Below are 25,973 nucleotides of genomic sequence, written 5' to 3'. Positions count from 1 at the left end.
GTTAGTTCTCGGTTTGACCGTGGTGATGTTTGACGACGAGCTGCGTATAGCGTGAAATCTGGCTGGTAATCCGCAGGTAGAGATTCATGCCGCGACGCACGTGCGCCAGTCGCTCGATAGAATCGGGGCGACGCTCGAGGACCGCTGCGAGTTCCTCCTTCATCCGCAGGGCCAACTCCAATAATTCGGCGTTCGCGACCCTGAGGTTGGCCTGCAACGGAGGTTCGCTCAGCGATACTTGGCCGTACTGCGAAATGCGCTCCAACCGGGCATCCACTTCGTCCGGACCGATATCGTCGCCCATTTGGCTCGCTTCGTCGTTTGTTCTAATTCCCTTTGGACCTTTCATCGTGGCATTCCTTTATAGTCGGAGTTGGACTTAACTAAAGTTGCGGGCTATTGAGAATTCAGGCGAAGGTGCTCGCGGCCGCCGAATTGCGCGGCCGTGAAACCGCAGGCCAGCCCGCTGCACCCACGGCTCAAGCCGTAGTTTGCTGTCCCGCAAAAGCTGCGCTGCGGAGCGGCTCAGCCGGCCAAGCGCGAGATCCGCCCGCCGCCCTCCCTGAAGTTCGTTCAATTCATTTTGAATCCTCTCTGCTTCGTCCGCGTCGGTCCCCAGGTAACGAACGCGTTGCCGACCGCCGAACCGGAATCGCAATTTGAAGACGCTGGTCCGCTTACCGCGAATTTCCCGTGCGACAAAGCCCTGGCGCCTGAGGGCGGCCAATTCGGCGGCATTGAATTCGAGTCGGGCAAGCGCCGATCGATTCACCGTCTCCGGTGCGGAAGCATCTTGAGCGTGGTTGTTCATATTCACGGGCAAGGTTTTTGGTCGTGCGTCGGCAGTCGGATCGGCTTAACCGGGAGGTGGAGTTTTCAAATGTTTCGCGCGCGGCAATCCGACCGGCACCGCTGGCTGCGCGGAATGAGATCTGGGTGGGATACGATCCGCCACCAGGGATGCCGCCCAGCGACCGGGCGCGGACGAATAGCTGCCCGAAGATCGATGGCGTTCGTCAGGAACGTGATTGCCATCCGTGGCATGTTGCCCGCTCCCGCGGCCATTTATCTGCCGCCGCAAGGCTGAGGAGGCCGACGCCGAGTCGCATCCGTGCGGCTCTCGATTCTCATCAGCCCATACCTTCCATTCTGGAATCTTGCAAACCACCTTGTCAATATCGATTTGATGACAGTTTTCGCATTTCACAAGTTTCATTTCAGTGGGTACTCATCCTTTCGCGATCGTCAACTAAGTTTCTTGATCGCCAGCAGCGCCTCCAGATTTAACCCATGCCCGGCGGCGCCGTTGGCTGGGCCAGCGGCCGACGAGGCGGCTGCTTTCTTTCCCCGACGACGGCGGAAACCAGCAGAACGCAAGGTGGTGCTGACCTGGGCCAACGACACGTCGACGCCTTGTTCCTTCGAATCTGCGATGATGTCCCGCGACAGGACGGTTTTGGGCATTGACCGGGCCGTTTTTCGAATCTATTCGGCTTTGCTCATGGCCCCGGAATCGGCTGGGGACGATGCGGTGGCCGCTTCCGCGCCGCGACGATTCCGACAGAAGCCACTGGATGTCAACGCCTTTCGGACTTGGCCACACGTTACCACGACGCGCCAGTCCTTCAAGGCGGCGACAATATCCCGCGGGCGAAACGACGTGCCGCTCGCTTTCGCGGCTTGGCGGATGAATTCGGCATTAGCACTTTTTCCACCGGCGGAGCGCGGAGCAGTTCTCGGCGATTTCTCTTTGGAACCCGGCATCGAGATTCTCCGGGTGGCCGAGTTTTCAAACTGCCTGATTTTGATCCCGGCGGGAGCGTTGTCCAATCGCTCGCGACTGCCGGAGGTGGTATAGGCGCGGATTTGTCAAGGACACGGCGGCTAGCGCCGCTGGCGCGGTCGGATTATCAGCCAGACGACCACGCCGACGAATGCCCAAACCGGAAACAGAATCAGCAGATCAGTCGCACCGATCGCGACCATCGCCGCATTCTACCAGTGGATGAATAACCGGACCGGGTCGCGGTCGCGTCGTCGTCGGCTATAATCTTGGCATGAAGGGGCATTGTTCCCGCCGCCTCTTCCAATTGAGCATGAGAGGTGGATCGCATTCCTGAGTGCAACTCGTGCGGCAAGGAAATCGACGATATTCAGGCCGCAGCCTCAATCTTTGATCTCAGCTTCTTGCCGGGACCCGATGGCAAGGTTAGTCGTGCGCACGCGAGGTGCCGCGCGGCCAGGATAGGGCCCCTCTGTCCTAAATGCCAAAAGACGCCGACAACGCTGCCGCGGCCCAATCGCAAAAAACGATCCAGGGTGTCCCATGGGATCTCCTGACACCGGGGGCATCGAGCAGCGCGCCCCGCCGTCGGCACGCCAACCGATCCGCATCCTTGAACTACTTCAATCGAGCGGCTATCCTGCCCACGAGCGCTGCTACCAAACGGTCGTTCGTCCCCCAGAGTCTGCCGCAGCGGGTCCGACTCTCCCAACGAGCCGGCGCGATAGCGTCGCCGCTGCGGCCATATCGGCTGCATTTGACAAATGATCTGGTATGTCGCCCGTTGACGCCACTCCGAGACCGCCGGCAATCCCTCGCCATCGCTGGCGTCGGCCGACCGTGTTTGCGATCGCGGTGGTCGCGGCGCTGTGGCTGTTGCATGCCCCATTGCTCCGCGGTGTTGGTCGGTTTCTTGTTGCCGATCAGCCGCTGGCCGACGCCGACTTTATCGTCATTCTCCCCTCGATGGCCAGCGACCGCGTGGCGATCGACAGCGCGATCAAGAGAGTTCGACGCGGTGACGCGACTCGATTGATCTTATTTCAAATGCCGCCGACCCGCAGCGAGCGCTGTGGCGCATGGCCTGAATACGGGACCGCGATCCGCGAATACCTAAAGAGCCGCGGCATTGCGGCCGGCTCGATCGTCTTCCTACCGGGGCCGAGTCGCGACAGTTGGGAGGCGGCTCGGGCACTGGGCCAATGGCTCGACCAACGGCCGACACCGCGACTGGAGGTGCTCTGCCAACAATTCCGCGGTCGATACGAACGGCGCGTTTTCAATTCGGTGCTACCGAGTGACGTTTCCAATCGGCTTCACTTTGCCGCCGTGAGCGGCCGTTTCGATGAGACCAACTGGTGGCATGACCGCGAAGGGATCCAAATGGTGTTCCAGGATTACGTCCAGCTGGCGTTCATCGAACTCCACGGCGAGACCAAATCGAGCGTAGGCGAATGGACCCTCGAGCAATACGAACAGAGCCTGCCGCCGGCTCAGCCGGCCAAATAAGTCGGCGGCGCCGGCGCTGGCCGCGGCGCTGGCTGGCAATCGCCGTGCTCGGGTTCGCAATTTACTTGAGCAGCGGTTGGTGGCTCCCCGCGGCGGGCCGCTGGCTTGATGTCAGTGAGCCGCCGCGGGTGGTCGACTACTGCCTGGTCCTGTCCGGCGATTTCGAGTCGCGGCCGTTCGGCGCCGCGGCGCTATATCGGAAGGGATTCATCCGCCACGACATTTGGCTTACGCACGTTGTCTCCGCGGATCGCTTTTCTCCCACGGGGCTAGATTCAGATGCCGCAGCGCGCCGAATTCTCACGGCCGTTGGCGTTCCCGTTGATCGCATCGCCGTGCTGGATGGCGTGTGTGCTTCGACGTTCGACGAAGCCGAATCGCTCGAGCGGATGTTGATTGCCCATCCGGAGGCAACCGTGGCGGTGGTCACGTCCGATTATCATACGCGCCGTAGCCGCTGGGTTTTTCGACACGTACTCGGTGAGCGGGCTGACCGCTTGCAATTCATCTCGGTGCCGACCGACGGTTTCAATGCCGAGAATTGGTGGACAGTTGAAGAGGGATTCGCGATCTATTCGAAGGAGTTTCTCAAGCTGCCGTTTTATTACGTCCGCTACGGCTGGGGATTCGTTTGGATCCTGCTCGCTGCGGCGGCCGTTGCCGGCCTGTGGGCTGTTCGCCGAGTCCTCCGCGGCGGACGGGATTGCGGGGCTGACAAGACGGCCGCCGAACGGTGCAACCGTGGTCAAGCTTGAAGCGATCTCCAATGCCAAATTCGTCACAAAACTATCGCCCGCTCCCCACAACCGCTAACCGGCATCGCGCCGGTCGGGATCCTCAGATACCGCGCTAAAGCCGTCTAACCTAGCTCCCGTTGGCCGAGGCTGAGAGCGCCTATCGAATCCGCGGAGACCGATCTCATTCTCCGTCGCGGTTGGGTCCCGACCTTCCAGCGCGGGTCTCTCGATCGAATCGGTCGCCTCAAATCTCGGGAACGTACATTGCTTGGACGTTTTACGTCTATCGGTGTCGCGTGGCGGAATCTCCGCTGCAGGCCCTGTCGGATGCGAAATGGTCTGCGAATTCTGCTTTGGCAAGGATACGACTTTACCCGATGAAACGTGGGGACCGTCGGGTGGAAAGCGACCGGCCTAATCGCCTCAAGCCGCAATAGCTAAAAAAACAAACATGCGACTACCGATCCGCGCGACGGCTTGACCGGCGCCTTCCCGCGCGGAGCGGGAGGGCGCCGGCGAGACGACACATCCGATGTAGCGACAGTGCTGGCGATCTCAATCGGACCCCGAACGAGTTCATTATCACTCAGCGGATGGATAGGCATTTGATCTCGGGTGGCGCAGGTTTCCGTTCGATGACGATTACGATCGCCGCGGCGACCATTTCAGCCATCCCATGAGGGGCACAACGTGTCGCGGAAGTCGCACATCGAGCAGCCGAGCCCGGGCCGAAACACAAACCGCCCCCGGTCGAGATCGTCGAGATAGGCGCGCACCACGGCGAAGAGCCGCCGGTAATGGTGGTCGTTTCGAGCACCGTAGCGATATGTCTCGATTTTCGGCGTTTTCGTTTTGATCAAGTTTCTGATCTCCAGCGCCGATTCGGGCCGGGGCGACGTGTGACGATACAGATAGCTGTAGGAACTGAGCTGGATCTCGTGGGCCGTCTCGAGCGGCTCGCCGCCGCGGGAGGTGGTCTTGAAATCCGCGATCACCCCGCCGTCCGGCTCGTCGAGCACGAGGTCGATCACGCCCACGAGCGGCACGCCCAAATCTTCGCCCGTGCCCGGGTCGACCAGGGGCGCCTTCATCGCCGTCTCGATCGCCAGCGGCGGCGCTTCGTCCGCAGGGAGCTGAGCCAGATACGCCAGGACCAGATCGACGGACTGCTTCCGGCTTGTTTCCTCCTCGGCGCACGATTCGAACGCGATCCGCTCGCACGCCAAACTCGAGCCCCAGGATTCGACGAGTCGGCGGGCCACGTCATCCGGCTCGAGCCGGATCCCGAACTGCCGATGACGGTACCAATTCTCCAGCGCCGAATGCACCACGCGGCCGACAAACATTCCCGGGCTCATCGGGGTTTCGACTCCGTCGACGTAGCGGAATTTGAAGGCCAGCGGACACTTGAGCCAGAGGGCCAGCCGACTCGGCGAGACGTAGTCCCACAGGCCGCCTCGCTGCTCCGCGAGCAAGTCGCGGGTGATGGGTTCGTTTTTCATGCGGCGGCTCCATTCAGGATGTGGCCGAGAGAGATTTTTCCGGCCTTGATGTCTTTCAGGGCGTCGATCAGCGTCGACGCTTCGAGGCTCGACAAATCCGCCAGCGGCCGGTGGTGTAAGCGGTTGGCGAGCGTCTCCAGGCGTCGGATGCCCAAACCGCGAATCTGTCCGGCCAGTTGCCGCGCGTAATCGACCTGCTTCTCGGAGGCCCGATAGACATTGCCATTGCAGTGGGAGCCGTTGTCGCTCAAGACGCCATTGGCGGAGCCGCGGCCGCGGGCATCGGCCGACGTATCGCCGGTCGCGGCGCCGTCGAACCGGGAAAGCTCATCCTGCACCGCTTGCCGGCAGGCGACGAACGTGTTGCGGACGCGCTCGTGGAAACCGTCGAGGTCGCTGAAGATCAGGGATTGGTCCAATTCGATTTCGACGTGGCACGACGCACCGAGGCTGCCGTAATTCGGCTGGCCGACCTTCTTGCTCAGTCCGACATTAAGTTTTAGTGGCATCGAATCCTCCCTTGTCTGTAAGAATTTGTTGGCCGCCGGCGCGACGCTATAACTGCCCAGACTATCTGGGCCAAGATTTTCGGATCGGCGGTGGCAAACACGGCAAACGGCGGTGCAACCTGGGTGTCCCATAGAGCCCAGTGCAACCGCGGACTAACTGCGCGACCCAGTCCACTCGCGCCACCACTTTGCTTGGTGCGAGTTTCGTCGACTCACTGAATGCCCGGGCAGTTGATCTCAACAGTACGCTCTTGCATACGACCGACGGCGGCGACAACTGGGACCCACAAGATCGCGGGACGGCCGATCCGTTCAACCCGAAGTCATACTTCAGCAACCGTCAATCTCCGAGCAGAACGCGCTACTGCTCGCGGGCCTGGGGGCTGTCAGCGTCCGGACAGGGTTGCGAGCGCGGTCGTCCCGGCGGCTATGAACTGAAGTAGCCCAAGAAATTCCCGCCGATCATGGCAATATTTCGCGCATGAAAAACCCCGCCTGGATCGGCGGGGCGCGATTTCGAATCCGCGAACTTCATCTCTTGGGAATTCGCTTGGGCAATCGCAGCGGCGTCGCAGAGAGAAGAACCTTGATCTCGTCGAACGGCAGAACGGACGCGCCCAGCGTAAGGTTTGTGGCATTCGGCTGCGGCGTCGTGCCGCTTTTGATGACGAACGAGGGTTCGGGGATCGTAGTCGTATTACCTGAATGGTGATTCATTGCGGCACGTATTGAGCTTTCACGACGATAAAACTGCGTTCGATGATGAACTCGTTATCGACGAACGCTTGACGTCGGTATTCACCGGCGGACGGGAATGAGACCCCATCATGACTGCGTCGATCGACACAACAGTCCGCACATCGGGGAACTCATTCTCGCCTGCCATTTCGGCCAGTGGCTCTCGCTCCTCATCGACATCGACGACGACCTTGAATGGGACTTTCCCGCGACTATTCGTCAAAAGAATATAAGCACTCAAGAGCGGCTGAATCGCCGGGAACTCGCGAGCACGAATCGCCGTGAAACACCTAAGAATGAACTTCTTGCCGGTCGCTCCGTCCGTCCAAATTCCCTCGCATAGGACGAGGCCCAATGCGGATGGCGGCGGAACAATTCCTTCCGGCGGGACCATAATATCGTACCTTTCGCTGAAAAACTGGCAATTCCGCTAATCGGGCGGCCGAAGCGCACTTCAGGCGGCAACCCGGGGACGGTACTGCCGGAATGTTTGCAGATCCATGTCGGCATTGCCAAGAATATTGCCAAGAATGCGGCACGCACGGCCTGCGCTTGCATTAAGTCTTTGATTGCAAGACGCTTGCCATCATGATTCGATATTCCGGCCAACAAGAGCGCGGCTGGCCGGGGGCGGTCATGCTTGGAAGGAACACAACCGCCCCGTGGTCGGCGAAGCTACCGACGAGACACTCGCATTCATTTTCACTGGTGGCCGAGCGAAGCGGGTCGCCAGTACCTTACGGATCGTCGACGACGAGGAACGGAACCGGCGCGGACGCAAGACCCAAAGCCCGTGTGGCCGGCGCGAACTACCCGGCCGCATGAAGCTGCTTGAGGGAGACGAGCGTTGAGCGAAGCAGACTTGCCTCACGGCGCTGCCGCTTCATCGCCCGGACCAGGTCGCCCGCTTGGCTGGCCGGCCGGCGCAGCGAATCGCGCAGCGCGATCGCTTGGTCAAGCGTCGTGGCGCTGCTCGAACGGCTGGATTTGCGAATCGTTGTATTCCGGACCTTGGTGGCCGCACCACGGGCGTCGCTGCCGGCGGGATTGCCAGTGGCCACCAGCTCGGCGCTGATCGCAGCCGCGCCGTCGGCACTGAGTGCCGTCGTAATGCTTTCGGACATCGTAAACTGTCTCCTGATGGGTGTTGTTGAGGAAGCAGAACGCGCGGCGCCTTCAGATGGCGATGCGATCTTGATCGCGTTGTCAGCGGTGCCGACGGCGCCGGCGGGGCTCAACGGCGCCCAGATGTATTCTCTCCGCCCGTCGGCCGCAAGGACCGGAACCTCCGGAGTCGTCAAACGAAATTCTCTGAAGCCGAGTTTGAGAGCCCGCACCAGGTACCGCCGGTCCATCGCGACGCGGATCGGCTCGCCCGCGACTGTGCTATTCGCAAGCTCCAATTCGGTCACCGGCACATTCGACGCGCACTCCGCTCGGACAAATGCTCGGCCGTTCAGATCGGCCGTCACGCCACAGCAAGTGGGATCCTCTCGCGGGAGTCTCGGCAGCGCGGTGGCGAGGAACTCGGCGTCCCCGGGCGTCAATCGCAGCACCGAATTGCCGGACTCGGCCCGCGCGATGATCTCCTCCATATTCGGAAATCGTCCTTCGCGGTCGATCGTCAGGGCCAAGGTCCATTTGCCGATCCGCAACGCCAGCGACCGCTCGGTTTTGCCGATCTCCACGCCACCGTCGTCAGCCAGCTCGGTCGAGCCGAGCACCGCCGGCGCCGGGATCAGCACGTCTTCGGACCAAGGGAATTGGAACCCCCCGTGCCGGAAGATCTGCCGACCGTCGGTGGCAATGACCAGGCCGCTCTCGCCGCACAACTGAATGTCGTTGAGCGCGAAGCGAGTCGGATTCGGGTCCGTGCTTTCCGCCGCATCCCGCAGCGTTTGCCAGAAGGCGGAATCGACGGCCACGAGCTCGCGGGCAATTCCGGGAACGGTTTCTTGATTGACTCCGCGTCGTATTCGGCCCGTTGCGGAATTCCGGCGTCGAGCCAACTGGCGACGATTTTCTGTTTCGTCCGCGCTTCCAGCATCACGGGATCGTCCCGCTTCCCGTGGCACTCGTCGAGCAAATCCACCGGTACGGCGAATTCTTCAGGCGGATGTTCGCCTGGCTGAAGGTACTGGACCGCAACGTCGGCGGTCAGTGAATGGATCCGCAATCCGTCGGGTCCGGCTTGCAACGAAACCCGAGGACGATAGCCGCCCAGCGGTTTGATTCCCGCGCGGCGAAACACGGCCCGAAGTCGGCGGGCCAAAGATCGCGAGATTGTTATCATCGGAGAACTCCCTGGAGGATAGTTTCGGGGAAACTGCGCTCATCCCGCACGCCACGAATCACGTCCGGCGCCTCGGCTACCAAGGAACTCCGGACCGGCCGCACGGCGAGACGACCGACCATTCGCCGCTCAACAGATTGAGCGTGTTATCTAGATCGGTAGGCAGCCCGCGAAGCCAGCGCGTGAACTGGTGGACCATCAGACCCGCGGCGATGGCGGCCGCGTAGATCGTGCTGCGGGCCGTGCAGCGGCCGGGCTCGGCCTCGGCCTGCGCAAAGAGCGTCGTGGGATAATGGGCCCGGCCGCGGGGATCGGCCGCCACGAGCACACGGATGATTTCTCCGAGCATCCGGCCGTCACACCAGAACCGACAGCCGCGGCCGGCCGAGCGCCAAATGGCGTCGCGGGCCGAGATCGAATCGACACAACAAAACTGCGCTTCACCGATGTCCGGGTATGGACGATAACGGTCGAGTATCGCTTCGACTTGGATGGCCGGATCAAGCGAGCGAATCGCTTCCGCCGTGGCCAAGACCTTGGCTTGGCCGATGTCGGCGGCCAAATAGCCTTGCGTGGTAACGTTCGTTTGATCCACCGCATCAAAATCCACGAGCTGCAATCGGGGCGCGCCAATGGCCGCTAGCTGTAGGGCGACTTGACGGCCAATCGCACCGACGCCAATCACAGTCGCCCGCACCGTGGCCAGGCGCTCCGGCGGCACCAAATCCTTCTGTCGTTCAAATCGGGTTACTTCACGAGTCATACAAGGTTCCTTCCAAAAACAGTTCGTGATCATCAAGACGATCGTCCCGAAAGGGATCGAAGAACGAGTCGGAAATCTCCCGCGGATTCTGCAACCCGTTCGCTTCCATTTCAACTGCCGTAACCGGCGAACCGAGCCAATCGCGGCGGGACGCTGGCTCGTGATTCAAGTTGGTTGCGTACTCGCGCTCCCAACTGGCCAAGTCGCTGCCGGCAAATGGGCGGGTGTAATCGACGTTGACCGGGATCGTGATCGCGCCGCCCGGCCCAACGCTGAATCGTAGCCGGGCGTAGGATTGGCCCTCCTCGGCCAGGATGAACATCACGGCCCACTCGAACTGGCCGAACACGCGGTCGAACGTGTCTTCGTCCGTGTTGCTCGGCAACGGGCAATTCCCTGGATGCGTGTGGACCCAGATCCGGTTGAAGCGGTCCATCGCAAGCCCGGCGTCGATCTGCCGATCGAAGAAATCGGCCACGGCCGTGTCGTCGAACTTGACTGAGACCGGCGTGCACCGCTGGCGGACCATCTGCACGTCTTCAACGAACAACCCGTCATCGGCGGCCGCGATCGCGAATCCGCCCACCTCGGTCGGTCCCCGGTCGCGCAAATAAATCAACTTGGCCCAGGCAGTCGGGCTAAACCGCAGCGCGGGCGCGGCGGGTTTTACGCTTCGGTGGCCGCTTCGCAAGCGCAGCGGCCTTTTCGGCATCGGCGGTTTCTCGTTCATGGCATTTCTTGCACAGGGTTTCAGTTTCACGGCAGCCGCTACATACGGCCGCCTTGCACTTAGCGCAGATCGACAGACAGGACTGACAGCAGTTCTCGTCGCACCGCGGGCAATTCGAGATGCAGTCCGAGCAGAAGTCGTAGCCGCAGCCGCAGAAATTGGTGCAATCCGCGCAGAGCGTGCAATTGCAGCCGTGGCAATCGTAACGGCTGTCCTCGTCGACGGAGCAATCGCAACTCCGGCAGGCCGCGCCGTGCCAGTCGGCCAGCTCGACGTGGGCGCTGCCCAGAGAATAGGTGAGCAAGATCCGATTGACGATCAGGAAGAAGTCGTAAAGTCGCCAATCCCGCAGTGCTTGTTCGATCGCCGTCCGCCCACCACCTTCGCAAAGGTGCTCGTGACGGACATGCGGATGGGTCGTGTTGTCGTCGCTGGCGGCCGGGTTGGGATCGAGTGCCACGACTCGGTAGGGCGTACTCGCGCCGATCGCCAACCAGTTGAGCCGAATCTGAAATCGTCCCAAACGGATCCCTTCCAGCTCGATCGGCTCGGTGGTCACCCAGAGTTCCTGGCCCCCTTCATACTTCACCTCGCCGAACTCCTCTTGGAGCGCCGCGAGGTCTCGAAACAGGTCTGATGCGTTGGGCAGCGGTCTGGAAACTGGACGGCTCCGCCGACACTCCATCCAGGTGGCCAGTTCGCTCTGAACGCAGGTGGCCAAGAACGTCTGATCTCCGGCCAGTTGCGCGGCGGCCAGATGCCAACCCTTCCGCTCCGCGCGTTCGATTCGCCGCGTAATCTGAACCAGATCGTCCCACGCATCCGCCGGCAGCCTGGTGGCACGGTCATCGGGCCGTTGCCGCCGAGCCAGATCGGCCCGAATGGCGTTGACCATTGCCAGCAGTGCGCGCTGTTTCTGCTTCATAGTTCGGGCCTCTGTTTGTGATGGACGAAGATAAGGATGTCGGAGGTAGAAAAGTGACCTGCCGGCAATAATGCCGGCAGGCCACTCAGCGGATCGGCATTTCAGCCGGCGCCTTCAATTTTGGTCGGAGTGAACGAAACCCGCTGCCCTTCCTTGAGGACTTCGCCGGCCGCGGCCGGCTGACGATCGACGCGGATCAAATAGTCCTCCGGCTTGCCGCCGGGGACCCGCTCGTGGAAGAGCTGTTCGACGGTGGTTCCGCGCCGAACCTCGATATGGTTGGCGAAGCCGGCCCCCTGGGCATTGATGAAAAAGATCTTCATGTACTGATCTCCAAGAGCGAATAGGAGTGGACGAAGGAAAAAGACGGACGACCACGGACTACGAAAGCTCGTCGCCGAGGATCAACGACAAAAGCCGGTTCAGGCGGCCAACAGACGCCGCGAGTGAGCCGCGGGAAACAGCCCGACGCGGGCGGCCTCGAGTTCGTCCCAGTCGATGGTGAGCGGCTCCAATTCCGGAGGCTCGATCAGACTGAAGCCCAGGTTGCGGATCGTGGTGACGGATTCTCCGGTGGCGCGGGAGATCTCGCGTTCGAGTTGCGCTTGGGTCATGGAATGGGTCCTTTCCAAAACGGGTGACATGAAATCGCGAACAAGAAAACAAGCCGCGGCGCAACGCGCACTGCGGCCTGATGAAACACGCGTAGAGACGTGGTCGCCGGAAGAGCGCCGCGGAGCGAGGACGCCGTCAGTCTTGGCCCGTTAACCAGTTAGTCTCGAGCCAAGCCCGCTCGGCTTCGAGGGCCACGCTACGGCAAACGAACGGACCGAGGCACGGACCAGCTACCGGCGAGAGATCTGTCAGCCACCGGCCTTGCATATCTGGCTCGACGGATGGGGCGCGGCGGATTGCGAGCTGGCCGAGAGTTGCCAGTTCAATGGCCTCGTCGTAGATCGCCTTAGCCTGGCCTTGAGGAGAAATGACGATCTCCATGGCGATGGCCCTCGAGTTACTTGGGTTGGCGGAGAATGTTCCGCCGCGGCCGGTCGATCATCAGCCCGTCCAGAACCGATTGAACGCCCAACAACTGAGTGGCCACCTGCTGTCGGAGCGGCTGTAGGTCGCGGAGCTGCTGTGGCTCGACACCTCGGACGATGTTCTGCACCTGACTAACGAGCTGATCCAGTTGCTCGTCAGAGCCGACGTTGAGCGCGCGGAACCGCTGGAAGAAGTCGTTCAAGTTCTCGACGGCCGAATCGCGGAAGATTTTTGGCTTACCATCTTCCTGACCGGAGAGCCGTTCTGTGAGGTGCGAGATGAGCTTGGCCAGTTCGGCGGTGAACGCCTCTTCCGCCAGGCGAATCGCCTCGTCGAACCGGGCGGCGACCCGCTGGCTCTCCTGGCGATACAGTTCGGGGCTGAGCTGCCGGAGATAATCCGGCGGCTCGACGCTGGGAAAATCCCATTCGACCTCGAACAGCCCGTCGAGCGATTCGGGATAGTCCGCCGAATTGAACAGCCTCCCCAGTCGCTCGCGGGCCGCGGACTTGAGTTCTGCCGGCATGAGCGGACTTGCGAGAGAGCAAGCCCCAGAAAGACGCGTTGAGCGCCGCACGCTTCGCGAATTGGACGGCTGCCGTACTGCGCGATCGAAGCCGCAGCAAAGGAAGAGTGGCCCAGGACGGCGACGAAGAATGCCGGTGACCGCGCCGATCGTTCAGCCGACGATCTCGAATGGTTCGAGCGGAGGCACGACGACCGGCAGCGCCTCATGCAGGAGTTGCTGGACGTTGCGGAGTCGGCGCAGGAGTTCGAGCGCCGTTTGTCCCTGGGCCGTGTTCGCCGCCTCGTCGATCGTCGCCGCGATTTGCATCATGGTCGCTAGCGGCACGAATGGCTGGCCGCTGCTGTCGGACGGATAGCGCACCTGCCCGACCTGCGGCCGGTGCTCGACGACCTCGGCGTCGAATTCGTACTTCGCGTCGGACTTGCGACGGTACGTGATTCTCTCGCGAACTAGAAACTCTTCCAGCAGCTTGAACTCACCATAGTTGGCCTGGTCGTCGCAAAGACACAACAATCGCACGCCATCTTTGTCCTGGCAGGCGGTCTCGAGTTCCTCGCCCGTCTCGGGCGCGAAGTACGCATCGCCCCATTCGAGCGCCACGCCAGCGTCCTCGATCGCCTTGCAGAGCTGCGGCACTTGCTCACGACGAGTCTTGCCGCCGATCCAGATTTCCGCAGGAATGGGTTCCGACATGGGTATCTCCTTTTCGTGTGGCGGCGGTTCGGCAATGCGGCGCCTCAATTCATAACTTACCCCTGCCAACATAAGTCGAGCACAGGCTGCAGTCACGGCGACGGGATCGCGAATCGTAGTTTGAATCTGGACGATGTGTGACATCGACTTCGTCTCTCCCGCTTGGTTCAAAGGGACGATAAAAACGCTGAGGCAAACAGCCTTTAATTGTGTGTGGCAGGATTGGACGTACGACCCGGGCGAACCGATACATTGCTGGAGGCGCATTGTGAGCGCCGCGACTTCTCGATGGCATAGGCCTGCATTAAACGATCGAGATGTTTTTGTTCGCCCCAGCGGCCATTGAAATTGTCGTAGCGAGCCTCGCCGCGGGTTGTGTCGAAGACGACCGGATAGTTCCAGTCGGGAAGCCGGACCGCCCAGCCGGTCGCCTTGCCGCTAAAGAGCTGCACGGTCTCGTGAACCAGTTCAGCCAGTCCCAGCCGCCGGCAAGCGGCCCGCAATGCGTCCGGATCGCGGACTTCGGTTTTGATCTCGACGATGTGGGACAACCGGTGTCCTCCTTTCTTGGGATAGGAATGAAATGGGAATTGATCCACGCGGTGTGCGAACTATCTTCGGCTTCAAAGATCCTTGGTGGGCAGGGAATTGGTCTCGAGTTGATTGGATTGCTCCTCGAGCGCCGGCAGGGTCGGCCGGGGAAGCAAGAGCGGTTTGTCCGCCACGAGTTCATGCACCAGAAGTTCGCTGAGCGCGGCATCGTCCGGGTCGGACTTGTGGGAGCCGCGCAGAACGAAGAACGCGAGCATCAGGGGCAATGCGCAAGCGGCCAGGACGACGGCTCCCGTCAGGGCGTTGGCGATGATCGGGTCCCGGACCCGCTCGGCGGCGATCGCCCGCCGCTCGTCTTCCAGCACCGTGCGCTGCTCGTCGAGATGGCCGCGCTGGGCGTCGATGCCTTGTTGCATGCCCTGCTGGGACTCGACTAGGCGGGCCATCTCCCGGTTCTGGTCCGCTTGGCGAGCAGCGGCTTCTTGTGAAAGTCTCGCCACACGCGAGTCATCCGAATCGCAGCCGCCGGACAGCGTGCCGAGCAGACAGAAAAACACGAGCTGCAGTAAACAAGAGTTCTTCATGGTTCCTTTCCTCTCCAATGGGCCAATAGTCGGGCCAGCAGCCGCTGCAAGGCTCTGCGGAGACGCACTTCGCGCACCAGCGCGATCGTGACGACTAGCAGGGCGAGCGAGCTACTCACCAAAACAACAACAGGGGTTTCAATGGGCGGGTCTCCTTCAGAAAGATTTGAGGGTTGAGACGGCGCCGCAACGAATGCGGAGCCGCTAGAAAGTTCCAGCCGTGAAGAGTGCGAGCAGGCGACGAGAAGGACGAGAGGCCGGCCGAGAATTCAACTGCAAAGGGCTAATTCCGGTCTCACGTCTTATGGCGCAGTTTTGGAGTCGATTAATCGCCTTGGCCAAGCCCGACTCGACGACGCAACTCTTCGTCTCGAACGCTTGCGACGGTGGAACCAGAACGAGCGTGCCGAGTACCGCGCCGCGGCGCTCAGCGAGGACTTCCGCGGGTCACGGACCGCAGCGGTCCGCGATTGTTGCGGTTTTCGGCCTGCTTTGGCAGCACAAGGATCGGCAGATCAACTGAGACCGAAGTCCCCTTCCCTGGTCGGCTTTCGATGGCGACCTTACCCTCCAACAACCTGACGCGTTCACGAATCCCTCGCAGTCCGAAACGACCTTTACGGCCACGAGAGGGCTTGAAACCTTTGCCCCAGTCCCGCACTTCGAGATGGATCCAATCGCGATCATGGTCGAGCTTGATTTCAACCTTCCGACTGCCGCTGTGTTTTCTGGCGTTGGTCAACGCTTCCTGAGTGATGCGAAAGATGGCGGTCTCCAACGCGGGTGCCAGGCGCGGAATCTCGGATTTGAGTTCCAAGGTGACCTTCGGTCCGGCAGCGGTCTGCTCTTCGACCAGATACTCGATCGCGGCGACGATCCCTTGTTCGTCGAGAATGGGAGGCCTGAATCCGTTAATCAGACGGCGACTCTCTTCCAACGTCTTTCGCACGAGATGGTCGACCAACTGAAGTTCCGGCGGTGACGACTGACCACCCAGTGCTCGCTGATAGCTTTCCAGGTGCATGATCGCGCCGGCCGCGTATTGGGTGATGCCATCATGAATCTCGTAAGCCGCGAGCTTTCGTTCGTACTCCTGGGATTCATAAAGATCGAGCAGCCGCCGCCGCTCGGCCTGGAGAGATTCTTCCGCCAGTTTCCGCTCGATGGCCAAGGCCGCCAGATGGGTCCAAGTCTCGATTAGCTGCAATTCACGCTCGCTCGGCCGCCGCGGAGTTCGATAGTACAAAGCGAACGTCCCGAGCACTTTGCTCGTGCTGCTGAAGATGGGAGTCGACCAACACGCGCGCAGCCCGTGACGCAGCGCCAGGTCTCGATAGTTGGCCCACAGCGGGTCCGTCGCGATGTTGGAGACGATCACTTGCTTTTTGCGGAATGCCGCCGTGCCGCAGGAACCTACCGAGCGACCAATCTTGACGCCGTCCACCGCGTGGCAGTATTCGGCGGGGAGACTCGGCGCCGCGCGATGGTGCAGCGTCATTCCGTCCAAGAGAAGAATCGAGCACAGCATGTCGTCGGACTGGCGTTCGATCGTTGTAGCGAACGATTCCAGCATCTCCGTGAGCGGGGACTCTTTGGAGATCGACTCCAGAACTTGCGATTGGGCCAGGAGCAGGGCCTTGATCTGATCGTTCGTCCTCGACGCGTCCTCGTCGCCAGCGAGTTTGCGACGACGAGATCCCGGCTCCTGATCCACCGGGCTACGGCTCGCAACCGCCGTCGGCCGACGACGGGTCCGAGTGTCAGCTGGCTCAATCATGTGACGCCCGCGTGATCAAAGTGCCTGAGAATCTCCCGAAGTTCTCGTCCGGTGGCCGGTCGCACCGCGGACAATCCGCCGGAAACGGCGACCCCCATTCTACTTCACGAAACCGCATTGTCACTCAGGATGGCCCCAGAACTAGCTCAAAAAAGACGAGATCCGTCACGAATGGATTTCAGCGGCCCGGCATTCCGGCCACCTGTCGCCGCGCCTTCAAAAATGCGTTACGGCGCGAAGCGCGAGGCCCCTGCCGAGTCGTCCGCGTCATTTCCAGAAAAATCTTGGGCCGAACGGTTGCACTTTCAACCCCCTCTGGCCCGGAGTGCCGGCCGCGGCGCATTTCCAAGTTTGGTCAGCCAGTTCGTCGCCGAGGGCACGTGGCCAGCATCAGCTTGAAGACGGGATCTAACGCAACTGGTCGTGGTCGTTCTGATCGGCGTCGCCGGGCCGGATGCGGTAGCTCCCCGCCCGAGTAATCTCGGCAAAGCTGAATTCGACCGATTGAACCTACCGTGTCGTGCAAGGCAGACGCGAACTCAGCCGTCAATCCGAGCTGTTCGTTGAATTGACGGATCGGCAGCAGTCAGGCATCGCCGGAGAGAAGCTCATCGACCGGCTCGCCGTGAATGAACTTCCGCCCCAAAAAATCGAACGACGACTGCCACGCGGATGTATTCTAGTGAATGGACGCCGCGTCGGGCTGAATATGAGCGTGTTGCAACAACTCAATCTCGGCCGACGGCCTTCAGCTTCATTCGTCCTCGATGACCCGGGTTAGCTGCATTTGAAGTTTGCTGAGTTGCGCGGCCTGCTTCGACAAGCCAATCACCTGGCCGATTGACGCAGACCGCTGTTCTACATCCTCTACCGAAGAGTCGACGCGCAGGTCCCTCCGCAAGACCCGCGCGACAAGCATTTCGAGTTCCAACAAATCTGCAGTGACATAGGCCAGCCCGGCGGCCAGATGATTCGGGTTGTTGAGTGCCTGCCTCCGGTATTCCCGAAGTTGCCGGCGCTGGCGACGAAATATCGAATCGCCGCGACTCTTGGGGGGCCGACCCGCCGATAGGCTTTCAGCGGCGGCGATGGGTGATTGCTGTTCAGGGGGATTCTCTCGATCATCCATGATCCTTTTTCTCCTTTTGTCGATAGGTTAGATGCCACAATTGCCATACCCCACAAGCGACGCTCGCGGATGGTTTGGCCAGAGTTTTTACTCCAAGATGTGTTGACGCCAGCACCAGCCGTGCTGTGCCGTCACGAAATCATTTTTGTCCCAAACACGTCGCGCCAGACCTCGACTCGCCTTTTTCGCTGCTGGCGGAGAAGCGAGTTTCCGTCGCCCATCGTGCCTGATCGACTCGAGCGCCATCGTGGCCCAGGTAAACGGTTCGTCGCCGCCCCGAAATAGAAAGCGCGGCCGCCGGCCGTGGCCGCTGATCTGGAGGTCACGCTAGTTCGATCCTTAGTCTCCCTGCGGCGCTAACGCTTTGCGGCAACGCCAAGTTGCCCGCGGGCTTGGCGGTGATCGTCAAGGGAGCGCGATTCTTCTTGATCGATGGATTTCGCTTACATTTTTGTAATTGTTGTCCCAGGGCAATCATTTGTTTGCCGGTCGCCAGCAGCGCGGCCAGTGGCGAATCCTTTCCGAATCCGACGGCGAGACCCTTCGAGTTGGCCGGCAGCTCGGCCTCCATCGCAGACGGCCACGCTGCGAGAAACACATTCGTGAGTTGGGCGAACTGCGCCTGTTGCGCGGCTTTCAGAGGATCGGACATGGCTTCGGCGTCGCGCAACAGCGGCTTGATGAGCTTCTCATAGGTCAATCGCCGGTAGCTGGCCATCGCCTCTTTACGCCCGCGGCGGCTGCCGCTCCCGTCGTCGGCAGCGAGCGCTTCGACCAGCTGTTCTGTCGCCGACGCCAGGTTGACGGGTTCCGCGGCTGCGATATCGTGTCTCTGCAAGTCTTCCAAACAACAGAATTGACTATCCAGGCTCTCGAGGATGGCATCTCTGACCCAGTCGGCTTCATGCTGCTCGATGCCAAAACGAATTGAAGCCAGACTCTCTGTGGTTGGCGTCCAAACGCTGATTCTTAAAAGGTCGAGTCCTCGAAACCTGTGGAAGTCCTTAAGACGATCGATCGCTGCCTGAAGGCCTTCCAGGAAATTCGTCTGAAGCGCTTGCAGCGACCAACCGACGAGCACGATTTCGATCGGCTTCGAGACCGCCCGCGGTTCAGATTCGGTAACGGCAGGGGCGCTTTGGTCCAGACTGCCGGCCTGCTGCTGGGGCGTCGCGGCTGGCTGTGCGGCGGCCTCTACTGCCTCTTCGTCATCGTCGTCGCACATTTCATCTAGGCAGGCGTCCTGATCCGGCTCGCCGGTCTGCTGCTGCAGTGGCGCGGCGGGTTGAGCGATCTCGTCTTCATCGTCGTCGCACGCTTCATCCGTGCAGGCGTCCTGATCCAGCTCGCTGGCCCACTGCTGGTCCGGCGCGGCCGGCTGAGCGGCCTCGTCGTCGTACAATTCGGAGGATGAACATTTTACTCCGAACAAAGTGCTCAGCCACTCAAGACCTCGTCGATCGAGTTTCTCAAGCCCGCTGACCGGCACCGCCGCCAACCCCAACGCTCGCAGCAAAATCGCGCCGTTTAGGTCGCTGGTCACTAATAACATGTGACCATAGGCGATCAGCGCATTGACGGTGGGCGCGTCGCGCAACACCGCCAGGTAAGGCAGACCCTCAACGCCGATGCTGCCGGCGGAAGTCATCAAGTCCGTGACGCCGGCGCAATGGGGAGCGCGGAGGGCGACCAGCAGCACGTCGGGATCCGCCAACAACGGACAGATCGCGAGGCCGCCATCGGCGCCGACTTGGGCCAGGCCACTGCCAACCAAGGCCTGCCGGCCATGGCGCTCGACGAGTCTCTCAAGTGTCGCCGCCGGGTTCGACGGCCCGACAAACGCTCTTGGATCGGCCGGCAAGACGTCCCAAGGCGGCGCCGCTTTGAAGGGGCGGCAGAATTCTAGGTAACTATTGTAAATATCGTCCATGACAAGCTTCTCCAACAAGGGATAAGAAAACTAAACTCCTCACGCAGCGTTCTGACTAGAAAGCGGTATGACGCCGGACGTTTCCGGCACGCCCGCGGCGTCACGGCCACGCTCGGCCCGATTCGCCTGCTGTGCCAGTTCCTCGCGCCTCAGCTCGATTCTTGCCCGCGCCAGATCGCGTAGCTCCTTCCAGCGCTGCACGGCGAACGCGAACTTTTCGCGTTCCAAGTCGAGGCGACGCGTCTCGAGGTGGAAATTCGAATACAGCTCCAAAAACTCGCGTGCCCGTTCCGGTCCCAGGTGAATTTCAAGACACTGGCGGGATTTCGCCTCGAGAAGCAGCATGTCGGCGGCGATCCGTTCGGAGTGATCCAGGGGCAGGCCGTCCTCGGCGTCGAGCAGCGCTCGCACCGCGATCTGGCGGCCGAACAATGCCATTCGCAGCCTCGCGGCATGATCGTCGTGCCCCTTGTCCGCCTCCCGGCGGATGACATGGGCCAGGACCCAGATCGGTGAATTGATCATCGGACGAACGTCGAAAAAGAGACCCTCGATCATCTCCACGACAGTGGGCGACAGCTCGAGCCGTGCGGCGATCTCCGCCGGCTCGCAGCCGCCCAAGAGCATCAGCTGCAATTGCTCGCGGAGCGAGGGATTGCTCCAGGCCGCCTCAGCGGCGGCGATTTCCGGGTAGCGGTCCGCCGCGGTCCGAGCATTTGATGAGCCCTGTTGGCGCAGCCAATAGAAGTCCGCCGCACGGCGAATCACCTCGTCCAGGCGAATTCCGCGTCGACGGCCGCCGCGCTCGGCCGCGGCGATAGCCAGTTGACGCCGCCAATCCGGTCCGTGAAAATAGCGCTCCGCGTGAACGAGCTGCTTTGGACGGCTGATCATGTTTGCACCTCCGTGTGCGTTAGAATCGTTGCTTTCAATACAATACCCGATGCTAGTACCCTGATCGTGAAGTTTCAACAGCGGTTTTCGATTTTTTTTGGAATTGGTCTCGCTCTCGTTCTGGAGTCCCGCCATGTCGAGTGACGATGGAGTGTCCGACGACTTCCTGCCGCAGGTACGTTTCGGCAAGTTTCTCGACGAGCTGGCGGCCGACGGAATCACACAGCAGCGTGTCGCGCACCGGCTCGGGGTCAGCCCGCAATATATATGCGACTGCCGTGCCGGACGACGACGTATCAGCGAACTCTTTGCTCGCCGGTTGGAAGCAGGATTCGGTCGGCGGCACAGATGGTTCATTGATTCGGGAGCCGAACCGTGCCACGGAGATCTGGGAGGAGCTGCGCCCGGCGAATGGCGATCTTTTTGGATCCGTTTGCCACTTTTTGCGGACCCGATCAAAGGCGACCCATTCGTCCATTCTCTTTGGAATGGCAGCGTTATCGAGGTCAGCGGACCGGCCGCAAAGCAAGTACGTGGGGCCCAGCAGCCGTATTTATTACAGCTGGGACTTGATGATCGACGCGGCCGTTTGCGAAAGAGCGATCTGATCTTGATTTCGCAGTCCGTCGCGCCCGCTGCGGAAATACAAGTGCTGGAGTCTTCCAAGGGAGTATTCCTAGCCCGTCCAAAGCGACACCGCGGATGGGAGGCCCTGTCGGCCCGCCGCATCGTCCGTGGCGACCCGACGGTGATTGGTCACTGTGTCGGCATGGTCTGGGCTGCTCTTTAGTCCGCGCGCCGCGCGACTCATTGCAACCTTGATGCTCCGCATGGACTTGACTACAGCGCAACATCCGATCCATAGATTGATGATCTCGGCGACTTTGAAGCGAACCTCGATGACCGGCGAGTCCTCGCGGTCGTTTTCGTGGAATTCGGGTTGGCCAAGTTGCCGGTGGAAGCCTGACGAGAATCGGGCGGCTCGCCGGTCGCGGCTTGCCCCACGCGGCCGCTCCACTTACGATCCGACTGACAGCGGACTTAGTTCCACCGGGCGGGAATCGAGCGTCCCACGCATAAAAGAGTTCAGTCGCATTGCCGACATCCCTGACAACTGCCTGGTGGCTCCCACCGCCTATTTCGCTCCCCGCCCCGGTGCGAAGCCGGTCGGCCGCTATCGGCAGATGCGTTTCTATCGGCGAGCCGACGTTTCGGAGTTACGGCCGGAGGCGGAATGGCGGGCGCTGTGACGGAAGATCAAGGCTCGCGAGCAGCCATCGGCGCATCGGGGATTCTCGGAGCCGACCGCCGTATACGCTGAGTGGCAGACCGTTGGGCAATAGGTCCAGCGACGATTTGAGTGCACGTGCAATTCAAGCGGCCGGAGAAAAGCGCATGACGCGGCAGCTGATGACGGGCGCGGAAGTAACGTCATCGCTAAACGCCGCCAGCCGCATCTTCACGCGAGGGGGTCTTGCCCTTGAATTGCTTCGGTTCCGCTATGAACCTTTCCCGCGATTTCCCAAAGAGGCCAGACTTGTCGCCGGCGACTCACTTCCAAGACGATCTGTTGCGAATTGTGCTGGTTCAACCGGTGAAATCGGACCAACAAGAACCGATCCAGAATCACTGCATCGTGCAGGAATGAAATGCCGCTAGCCGACACGTCCTTCGTAACGGCCGTGAATGGCTGGTTGGCCCTATGGCCGTGGCTATCATACGGGATCGCCTCCATCGAAATGCAAACCGGGCAGCGTGGTTCGGCGCGTCGCTCCACGATGTAGTCCGCTTGAATGTCATTCATCAGTTGCTGAACGAAGGCGACGACCTCCTCCTTAGTATTGAATCACCTCAACGGCGGTGGCTTCTCCAGTCCCTGCCTGTGCGGCAAACATGTGTTGCTCCCTTTTCGCTTGAACCTCTTGGAATGCCAAATGCGCCGCGGGTCTGCTCCCGTCGGCTAACGCCGGCACACAAAGCCGCCGGGGACTGGCGCCATTTTGCGCAGTCCGCGGAGAAAAATGGGGTCTGTCCGTCTGTCCCCTTCTCCGAGGCGGTTTTGAGCTAACTTTCAACGCCGGCGCCAATCCGAAGAAGGTTTTCCCGAGTGGCCAAGGGGACGCGAGCGCGTGTTGCATTCGTCCCGCTGACGCGTGTCGTCACAACTATTACTCTTTCGACCCAAAGGGGGATAATATGTACCGTAGCATCGTCGAACTTAAATCTCGTTCTGTCGCGTCGGCGCTGGCGATCTGTTGCGCGATCGCCGGCGGTTCGGTCGCACGGGCCGCCGACCCGGCCAAAACCGACGCCGAAGTCGAGCAATTGGCGCAGGCCCGGCAAATGGTCCGGGGGGTGCTGAATCACTGGGACTTCAAAACCTGGAATCAACTGCTGGCCGACGACGTGGTGTTCAACGTCCGGCTCGGCACGGCGACCAAGGACTCCGCCGGTGATCCCGCGCTCGTGGGGATGAATGCGGAATACCAAGGCCGCGAGGCTGCCAAGAAAGCTCTGCGCGATATCTATGGCGATCTTCACAAGGACTTCCGGATCACGACCGAAATCACCCGCGGATCTGAAGTCGTGTTGATGGGGGAATTGGTCGTCGAGTCGAAGGCCAAGGATCCGGCCACTCTGCCAATCGCCGTGTATATGGCGTTCAATCCGGCGGGCAAAATCAAACTCATCGGAATCTTCTCGGTCGATGTTCGTGCGCTGGTTGCGGCGCTGCAACCCGCCACTTCCGGATAAGTCACCGGACGAACAGAGTCGTTTCCGCTGCAAGCATGGCCGCCGGCGTTCAATTGAGCGCCGGCGGCCAATTGTATAAGGTTGTCGTGCGACGAAGTCATCAGTCTGGAGACCTCGATCCGACTGGCTGCCTCGCAATGAGGCTAAAGGCTAACCTTCACGAACTCCCGGCATTCATCGACGACGGCGTATCTCGGCTAACGGCGACTTTAGCTTGCCTGCGGCGGTTGGCTCGACCGCCGCTGCAAACTACGTCGGTCGGGCGGACGACGCTCGCAAGAAATGGCTAAAAACAACAACAAGTTCTGCGGACGAACCTTTTTTAATATCCCGCACCCGTTGGCATCGAGCGTGCTGGTCTTCGGGGGATCAGCCCGTGGGCCGAGCCAAGGTCGATGGAGTCGGTGCCGTTCGTCCTGCGGCGGCAGGACCTTACAGATTGTCAACTACCTGCGGTAAGTCGAGTGGTCGGCACCTAAATACCGTTGACTCTCCCGACAGGCGACATCCTATTCGCGAATTAGAGCCGGCGAGCGGCCAACCCCATCCGGCGGCTTCGGCAGGCTATACTGAGGGACCGTCCAGCTTACGGCGAGGAAGTCTATGGCCGTCGCCCTCGAACAGTTCGTCCGGCAGATCGCCGATTCGGGGATCATTACGCCCGGCAAGCTTGATAACTTCATCCCGCCAAAGGCCACCCCGAAGGACGCCCAGGAACTCGCTATGCAGCTCGTCAAGAGCCATCATCTGACCAAGTTCCAGGCTCAGGAAATCTACCACGGTCGAGCCAAGTCCCTGAACATCGGCAACTACACTATCCTCGACAAGATCGGGGCTGGCGGCATGGGGTTGGTCTTCAAGGCTCAGCACCGACCGATGGACCGCATCGTGGCGATCAAGATGCTCCCCAAGAACGTCAGGCAGGACGCGGCGACCGTCGCTCGCTTCGAGCGAGAAGTTAGGGCGGCGGCGAAGCTGAGCCATCCCAACATCGTAGCCGCCTACGACGCCGATGAGGCGAATGGCAGCCGCTTCTTGGCGATGGAGTTCGTGGCGGGGAGCGACCTCTCTGCGTTGGTCAGGAGAAATGGCCCGCTTTCCGTCGCCAAGGCCATGAACTACATTATGCAAGCGGCCCGTGGCCTTGAATACGCCCACATGCACGGCGTCATTCACCGGGACATCAAGCCCGCTAATCTGCTGCTCAATTCCGAAGGCACGGTCAAGATTCTGGACATGGGCTTGGCCTGGATCAACGCCGATGGCGATGCTGCAACTCAGGCCGAATTGACAGGCAGTGGAGCAGTTCTGGGAACTGCGGATTACATCGCCCCGGAACAAGCCCTCAGCTCCAAGCACGCCGATGCACGGGCCGACATTTATAGCCTCGGCTGCTCGCTTTACTACCTGCTAACCGGCAAAGCCGCCTACGACGGCGATACCATGATGGAAAAGCTGCTGGCCCATCGCGAGACCCCTATTCCTTCCCTGGGAAACAACGTGCCCGCACAACTCCAGACCGTATTCAACAAGATGCTCGCCAAGAAGGTCGAAAATCGCTATCAGAACATGAGCGAGGTTATCGCAGCTTTGAAGAATTGCAATTCCGATCAGCCGACATCACTTAGCCTCCAGCCATCGGTCGGCAGGAATTCCAGCAGCGGCATCATGACCTTTCTCAGAAACGTCACGCTGGACACGCTTCGCAAGCCCACGCTCGACAAGAAATCGGTTTCGGTGAAGACCGGCAAGTCCAATAAGAAGTTTGTGGGCATCGTCGGCGGTGCGGTCCTTGGCGTGGCGATCCTGGCTGGCGTTGTCTTCAACTTGCAGACCAAAGATGGCACGCTAGTCGTCGAGGTCAATCAGCCCGATGCCACAGTGCAAGTCTTGAATGAGGAGGGCAGAATTGAGATCACCCGTCCCAGCGAGAAGGGCTCGATCTCGATCTCCGTCGATCCGGGCAAGCATCGACTCAAGGTCGAGAAGGATGGGTTCAAGTTCTTTGCTAGAGATTTCGAGATGGATTCGGGCGGAACAGCGTCGATCAAGGCGACGTTGGAGCGACAGGAGAGCAAGATTACCACGTTTAAAGACCCCGCCTTCCAGCAATGGGTGAAGGAGGTCGCAGCCTTGCCCGCGGAGAATCAGGTGGATGCCGTCGCCAAGAAGCTGATGGAACTGAATCCCGGCTTCGATGGGAGAGTTACGGGCGCCGACGGAATAGGGACGCCGAAGATCGTGAACGGTGTGGTGACCGAACTTGGATTTGTGTCAGACAACTTGACCGATATTTCACCAGTGCGGGCGCTGCAAGGATTGAAGGATTTGAATTGTCGCGGCAGCAGTTGGCAGCGAGTGAGTAACTTAATTGATCTGTCGCCGCTCGAAGGGATGGCCCTAACGAAGCTGGATTGCGGAGCCTCGCAGGTGTCCGACCTGTCGCCTCTCAAAGGGATGCGCCTGACGGAGCTGAATGGCAGCTTCACGAATATCTCCGATTTATCGCCGCTCAGAGGGATGCCATTGACCAAGTTAGATTTGCGGGTCTCTCATGTACGGGAACTCTCTCCGCTCAAAGGAATGGCTCTCGAGTCGTTA

26 protein-coding genes are annotated in these 25,973 nt (G+C 60.7%); 5 read left to right on the top strand and 21 right to left on the bottom strand.

All coding sequences use genetic code 11. The features are described from left to right. Position 1 precedes the first annotated feature (1 nt). Together VGY55_00550 and VGY55_00545 are read right to left on the bottom strand one after the other, a co-directional pair. Positions 2 to 304, bottom strand: coding sequence for a hypothetical protein (locus VGY55_00550; protein ID HEV2968443.1), 303 nt, complete (start codon positions 302 to 304; stop codon positions 2 to 4). Positions 305 to 1,245: 941 nt separating this feature from the next. Then, positions 1,246 to 1,464, bottom strand: a complete 219-nt coding sequence (locus VGY55_00545) for a hypothetical protein (protein HEV2968442.1) — start codon at positions 1,462 to 1,464, stop codon at positions 1,246 to 1,248. Between the two features lie 1,159 nt (positions 1,465 to 2,623). On the opposite strand from VGY55_00545, the gene VGY55_00540 reads away from it, so the two are divergent. Both VGY55_00540 and VGY55_00535 read left to right on the top strand, forming a co-directional pair. After that, on the top strand, positions 2,624 to 3,292 hold the full coding sequence (locus VGY55_00540) for a hypothetical protein (GenBank protein ID HEV2968441.1): 669 nt from the start codon (positions 2,624 to 2,626) through the stop codon (positions 3,290 to 3,292). A gap of 44 nt (positions 3,293 to 3,336) precedes the next feature. Then, complete coding sequence (locus VGY55_00535) at positions 3,337 to 4,047, top strand: YdcF family protein (GenBank protein HEV2968440.1); 711 nt, start codon at positions 3,337 to 3,339, stop codon at positions 4,045 to 4,047. Positions 4,048 to 4,694: 647 nt separating this feature from the next. On the opposite strand, the gene VGY55_00530 is transcribed toward VGY55_00535, so the two are convergent. The 18 genes from VGY55_00530 to VGY55_00445 form a co-directional block, all read right to left on the bottom strand. Next, positions 4,695 to 5,531, bottom strand: a complete 837-nt coding sequence (locus VGY55_00530; GenBank protein ID HEV2968439.1) for a PD-(D/E)XK nuclease family protein — start codon at positions 5,529 to 5,531, stop codon at positions 4,695 to 4,697. Then, a complete protein-coding gene (locus VGY55_00525) occupies positions 5,528 to 6,040 on the bottom strand; it encodes a hypothetical protein (protein ID HEV2968438.1) in 513 nt (170 codons plus the stop codon). Before VGY55_00525 ends, VGY55_00530 begins: the two co-directional genes overlap by 4 nt. A 531-nt stretch (positions 6,041 to 6,571) precedes the next feature. After that, entirely contained in the window at positions 6,572 to 6,757 is a 186-nt protein-coding gene (locus VGY55_00520; GenBank protein HEV2968437.1) for a hypothetical protein, read from the bottom strand. 830 nt (positions 6,758 to 7,587) lie between these two features. Then, positions 7,588 to 8,703 carry a hypothetical protein gene (locus tag VGY55_00515; GenBank protein ID HEV2968436.1) on the bottom strand — a complete coding sequence of 372 codons (1,116 nt, stop codon included), beginning with the start codon at positions 8,701 to 8,703 and terminating at the stop codon, positions 7,588 to 7,590. A gap of 444 nt (positions 8,704 to 9,147) precedes the next feature. Continuing rightward, positions 9,148 to 9,834, bottom strand: a complete 687-nt coding sequence (locus tag VGY55_00510; GenBank protein ID HEV2968435.1) for a ThiF family adenylyltransferase — start codon at positions 9,832 to 9,834, stop codon at positions 9,148 to 9,150. Further along, positions 9,824 to 10,525: a hypothetical protein gene (locus VGY55_00505; GenBank protein ID HEV2968434.1), complete on the bottom strand. Its 702-nt coding sequence runs from the start codon at positions 10,523 to 10,525 to the stop codon at positions 9,824 to 9,826. The genes VGY55_00510 and VGY55_00505 overlap by 11 nt, the downstream gene beginning before the upstream one ends. Next, positions 10,473 to 11,489 (bottom strand): hypothetical protein, encoded by a 1,017-nt coding sequence (locus VGY55_00500; GenBank protein ID HEV2968433.1) that lies wholly within the window; start codon positions 11,487 to 11,489, stop codon positions 10,473 to 10,475. The genes VGY55_00505 and VGY55_00500 overlap by 53 nt, the downstream gene beginning before the upstream one ends. 101 nt (positions 11,490 to 11,590) lie before the next feature. Beyond that, the gene (locus VGY55_00495; GenBank protein HEV2968432.1) at positions 11,591 to 11,812 is read right to left on the bottom strand and encodes a molybdopterin converting factor; all 222 of its coding nucleotides are present in this window, start codon (positions 11,810 to 11,812) and stop codon (positions 11,591 to 11,593) included. A gap of 99 nt (positions 11,813 to 11,911) precedes the next feature. Beyond that, entirely contained in the window at positions 11,912 to 12,103 is a 192-nt protein-coding gene (locus tag VGY55_00490) for a hypothetical protein (protein ID HEV2968431.1), read from the bottom strand. 136 nt (positions 12,104 to 12,239) lie between these two features. Then, positions 12,240 to 12,485 (bottom strand): hypothetical protein, encoded by a 246-nt coding sequence (locus VGY55_00485; GenBank protein HEV2968430.1) that lies wholly within the window; start codon positions 12,483 to 12,485, stop codon positions 12,240 to 12,242. A gap of 16 nt (positions 12,486 to 12,501) precedes the next feature. Then, positions 12,502 to 13,056 carry a hypothetical protein gene (locus VGY55_00480; protein HEV2968429.1) on the bottom strand — a complete coding sequence of 185 codons (555 nt, stop codon included), beginning with the start codon at positions 13,054 to 13,056 and terminating at the stop codon, positions 12,502 to 12,504. Between the two features lie 153 nt (positions 13,057 to 13,209). Beyond that, positions 13,210 to 13,752, bottom strand: a complete 543-nt coding sequence (locus VGY55_00475) for a hypothetical protein (GenBank protein HEV2968428.1) — start codon at positions 13,750 to 13,752, stop codon at positions 13,210 to 13,212. A gap of 203 nt (positions 13,753 to 13,955) precedes the next feature. Beyond that, positions 13,956 to 14,303, bottom strand: coding sequence for a DUF1257 domain-containing protein (locus VGY55_00470; GenBank protein HEV2968427.1), 348 nt, complete (start codon positions 14,301 to 14,303; stop codon positions 13,956 to 13,958). 72 nt (positions 14,304 to 14,375) lie between these two features. After that, positions 14,376 to 14,720: a hypothetical protein gene (locus tag VGY55_00465; GenBank protein HEV2968426.1), complete on the bottom strand. Its 345-nt coding sequence runs from the start codon at positions 14,718 to 14,720 to the stop codon at positions 14,376 to 14,378. A gap of 595 nt (positions 14,721 to 15,315) precedes the next feature. After that, entirely contained in the window at positions 15,316 to 16,602 is a 1,287-nt protein-coding gene (locus VGY55_00460; GenBank protein ID HEV2968425.1) for a GAF domain-containing sensor histidine kinase, read from the bottom strand. 817 nt (positions 16,603 to 17,419) lie between these two features. Further along, a complete protein-coding gene (locus tag VGY55_00455) occupies positions 17,420 to 17,794 on the bottom strand; it encodes a hypothetical protein (GenBank protein ID HEV2968424.1) in 375 nt (124 codons plus the stop codon). A 322-nt stretch (positions 17,795 to 18,116) separates the two neighbouring features. Next, a complete protein-coding gene (locus VGY55_00450) occupies positions 18,117 to 19,724 on the bottom strand; it encodes a hypothetical protein (protein ID HEV2968423.1) in 1,608 nt (535 codons plus the stop codon). A 39-nt stretch (positions 19,725 to 19,763) separates the two neighbouring features. Then, entirely contained in the window at positions 19,764 to 20,492 is a 729-nt protein-coding gene (locus VGY55_00445) for a hypothetical protein (GenBank protein ID HEV2968422.1), read from the bottom strand. Positions 20,493 to 20,751: 259 nt separating this feature from the next. On the opposite strand from VGY55_00445, the gene VGY55_00440 reads away from it, so the two are divergent. Next, complete coding sequence (locus VGY55_00440) at positions 20,752 to 21,408, top strand: helix-turn-helix transcriptional regulator (protein ID HEV2968421.1); 657 nt, start codon at positions 20,752 to 20,754, stop codon at positions 21,406 to 21,408. A 669-nt stretch (positions 21,409 to 22,077) separates the two neighbouring features. Here VGY55_00440 and VGY55_00435 read toward each other — a convergent pair. Beyond that, a complete protein-coding gene (locus VGY55_00435) occupies positions 22,078 to 22,422 on the bottom strand; it encodes a PilZ domain-containing protein (GenBank protein ID HEV2968420.1) in 345 nt (114 codons plus the stop codon). Positions 22,423 to 22,814: 392 nt separating this feature from the next. On the opposite strand from VGY55_00435, the gene VGY55_00430 reads away from it, so the two are divergent. Both VGY55_00430 and VGY55_00425 read left to right on the top strand, forming a co-directional pair. Beyond that, the gene (locus tag VGY55_00430; GenBank protein HEV2968419.1) at positions 22,815 to 23,372 is read left to right on the top strand and encodes a hypothetical protein; all 558 of its coding nucleotides are present in this window, start codon (positions 22,815 to 22,817) and stop codon (positions 23,370 to 23,372) included. Positions 23,373 to 23,975: 603 nt separating this feature from the next. Further along, the coding region (locus VGY55_00425) for a protein kinase (protein ID HEV2968418.1) at positions 23,976 to 25,973 on the top strand (1,998 nt) is incomplete at its 3' end.

It is taken from the genome of Pirellulales bacterium (assembly GCA_035939775.1).
In the GTDB taxonomy this organism is placed as follows: domain Bacteria; phylum Planctomycetota; class Planctomycetia; order Pirellulales; family DATAWG01; genus DASZFO01.
This window is presented reverse-complemented; position numbering and strand designations above follow the sequence as displayed.

Excerpts from the sequence above, each read along its gene's own strand:
- VGY55_00480 (HEV2968429.1), bottom strand. The coding sequence starts at position 13,056 with ATGCCGGCAGAACTCAAGTCCGCGGCCCGCGAGCGACTGGGGAGGCTG.
- VGY55_00485 (HEV2968430.1), bottom strand. The coding sequence starts at position 12,485 with ATGGAGATCGTCATTTCTCCTCAAGGCCAGGCTAAGGCGATCTACGAC.
- VGY55_00545 (HEV2968442.1), bottom strand. The coding sequence starts at position 1,464 with ATGCCCAAAACCGTCCTGTCGCGGGACATCATCGCAGATTCGAAGGAA.
- VGY55_00490 (HEV2968431.1), bottom strand. The coding sequence starts at position 12,103 with ATGACCCAAGCGCAACTCGAACGCGAGATCTCCCGCGCCACCGGAGAA.
- VGY55_00450 (HEV2968423.1), bottom strand. The coding sequence starts at position 19,724 with ATGGACGATATTTACAATAGTTACCTAGAATTCTGCCGCCCCTTCAAA.
- VGY55_00520 (HEV2968437.1), bottom strand. The coding sequence starts at position 6,757 with ATGAATCACCATTCAGGTAATACGACTACGATCCCCGAACCCTCGTTC.
- VGY55_00430 (HEV2968419.1), top strand. The coding sequence starts at position 22,815 with ATGTACCGTAGCATCGTCGAACTTAAATCTCGTTCTGTCGCGTCGGCG.
- VGY55_00495 (HEV2968432.1), bottom strand. The coding sequence starts at position 11,812 with ATGAAGATCTTTTTCATCAATGCCCAGGGGGCCGGCTTCGCCAACCAT.
- VGY55_00465 (HEV2968426.1), bottom strand. The coding sequence starts at position 14,720 with ATGCAACAAGGCATCGACGCCCAGCGCGGCCATCTCGACGAGCAGCGC.
- VGY55_00510 (HEV2968435.1), bottom strand. The coding sequence starts at position 9,834 with ATGACTCGTGAAGTAACCCGATTTGAACGACAGAAGGATTTGGTGCCG.
- VGY55_00500 (HEV2968433.1), bottom strand. The coding sequence starts at position 11,489 with ATGAAGCAGAAACAGCGCGCACTGCTGGCAATGGTCAACGCCATTCGG.
- VGY55_00550 (HEV2968443.1), bottom strand. The coding sequence starts at position 304 with ATGGGCGACGATATCGGTCCGGACGAAGTGGATGCCCGGTTGGAGCGC.
- VGY55_00435 (HEV2968420.1), bottom strand. The coding sequence starts at position 22,422 with ATGAATGACATTCAAGCGGACTACATCGTGGAGCGACGCGCCGAACCA.
- VGY55_00475 (HEV2968428.1), bottom strand. The coding sequence starts at position 13,752 with ATGTCGGAACCCATTCCTGCGGAAATCTGGATCGGCGGCAAGACTCGT.
- VGY55_00455 (HEV2968424.1), bottom strand. The coding sequence starts at position 17,794 with ATGGATGATCGAGAGAATCCCCCTGAACAGCAATCACCCATCGCCGCC.
- VGY55_00530 (HEV2968439.1), bottom strand. The coding sequence starts at position 5,531 with ATGAAAAACGAACCCATCACCCGCGACTTGCTCGCGGAGCAGCGAGGC.
- VGY55_00440 (HEV2968421.1), top strand. The coding sequence starts at position 20,752 with ATGTCGAGTGACGATGGAGTGTCCGACGACTTCCTGCCGCAGGTACGT.
- VGY55_00525 (HEV2968438.1), bottom strand. The coding sequence starts at position 6,040 with ATGCCACTAAAACTTAATGTCGGACTGAGCAAGAAGGTCGGCCAGCCG.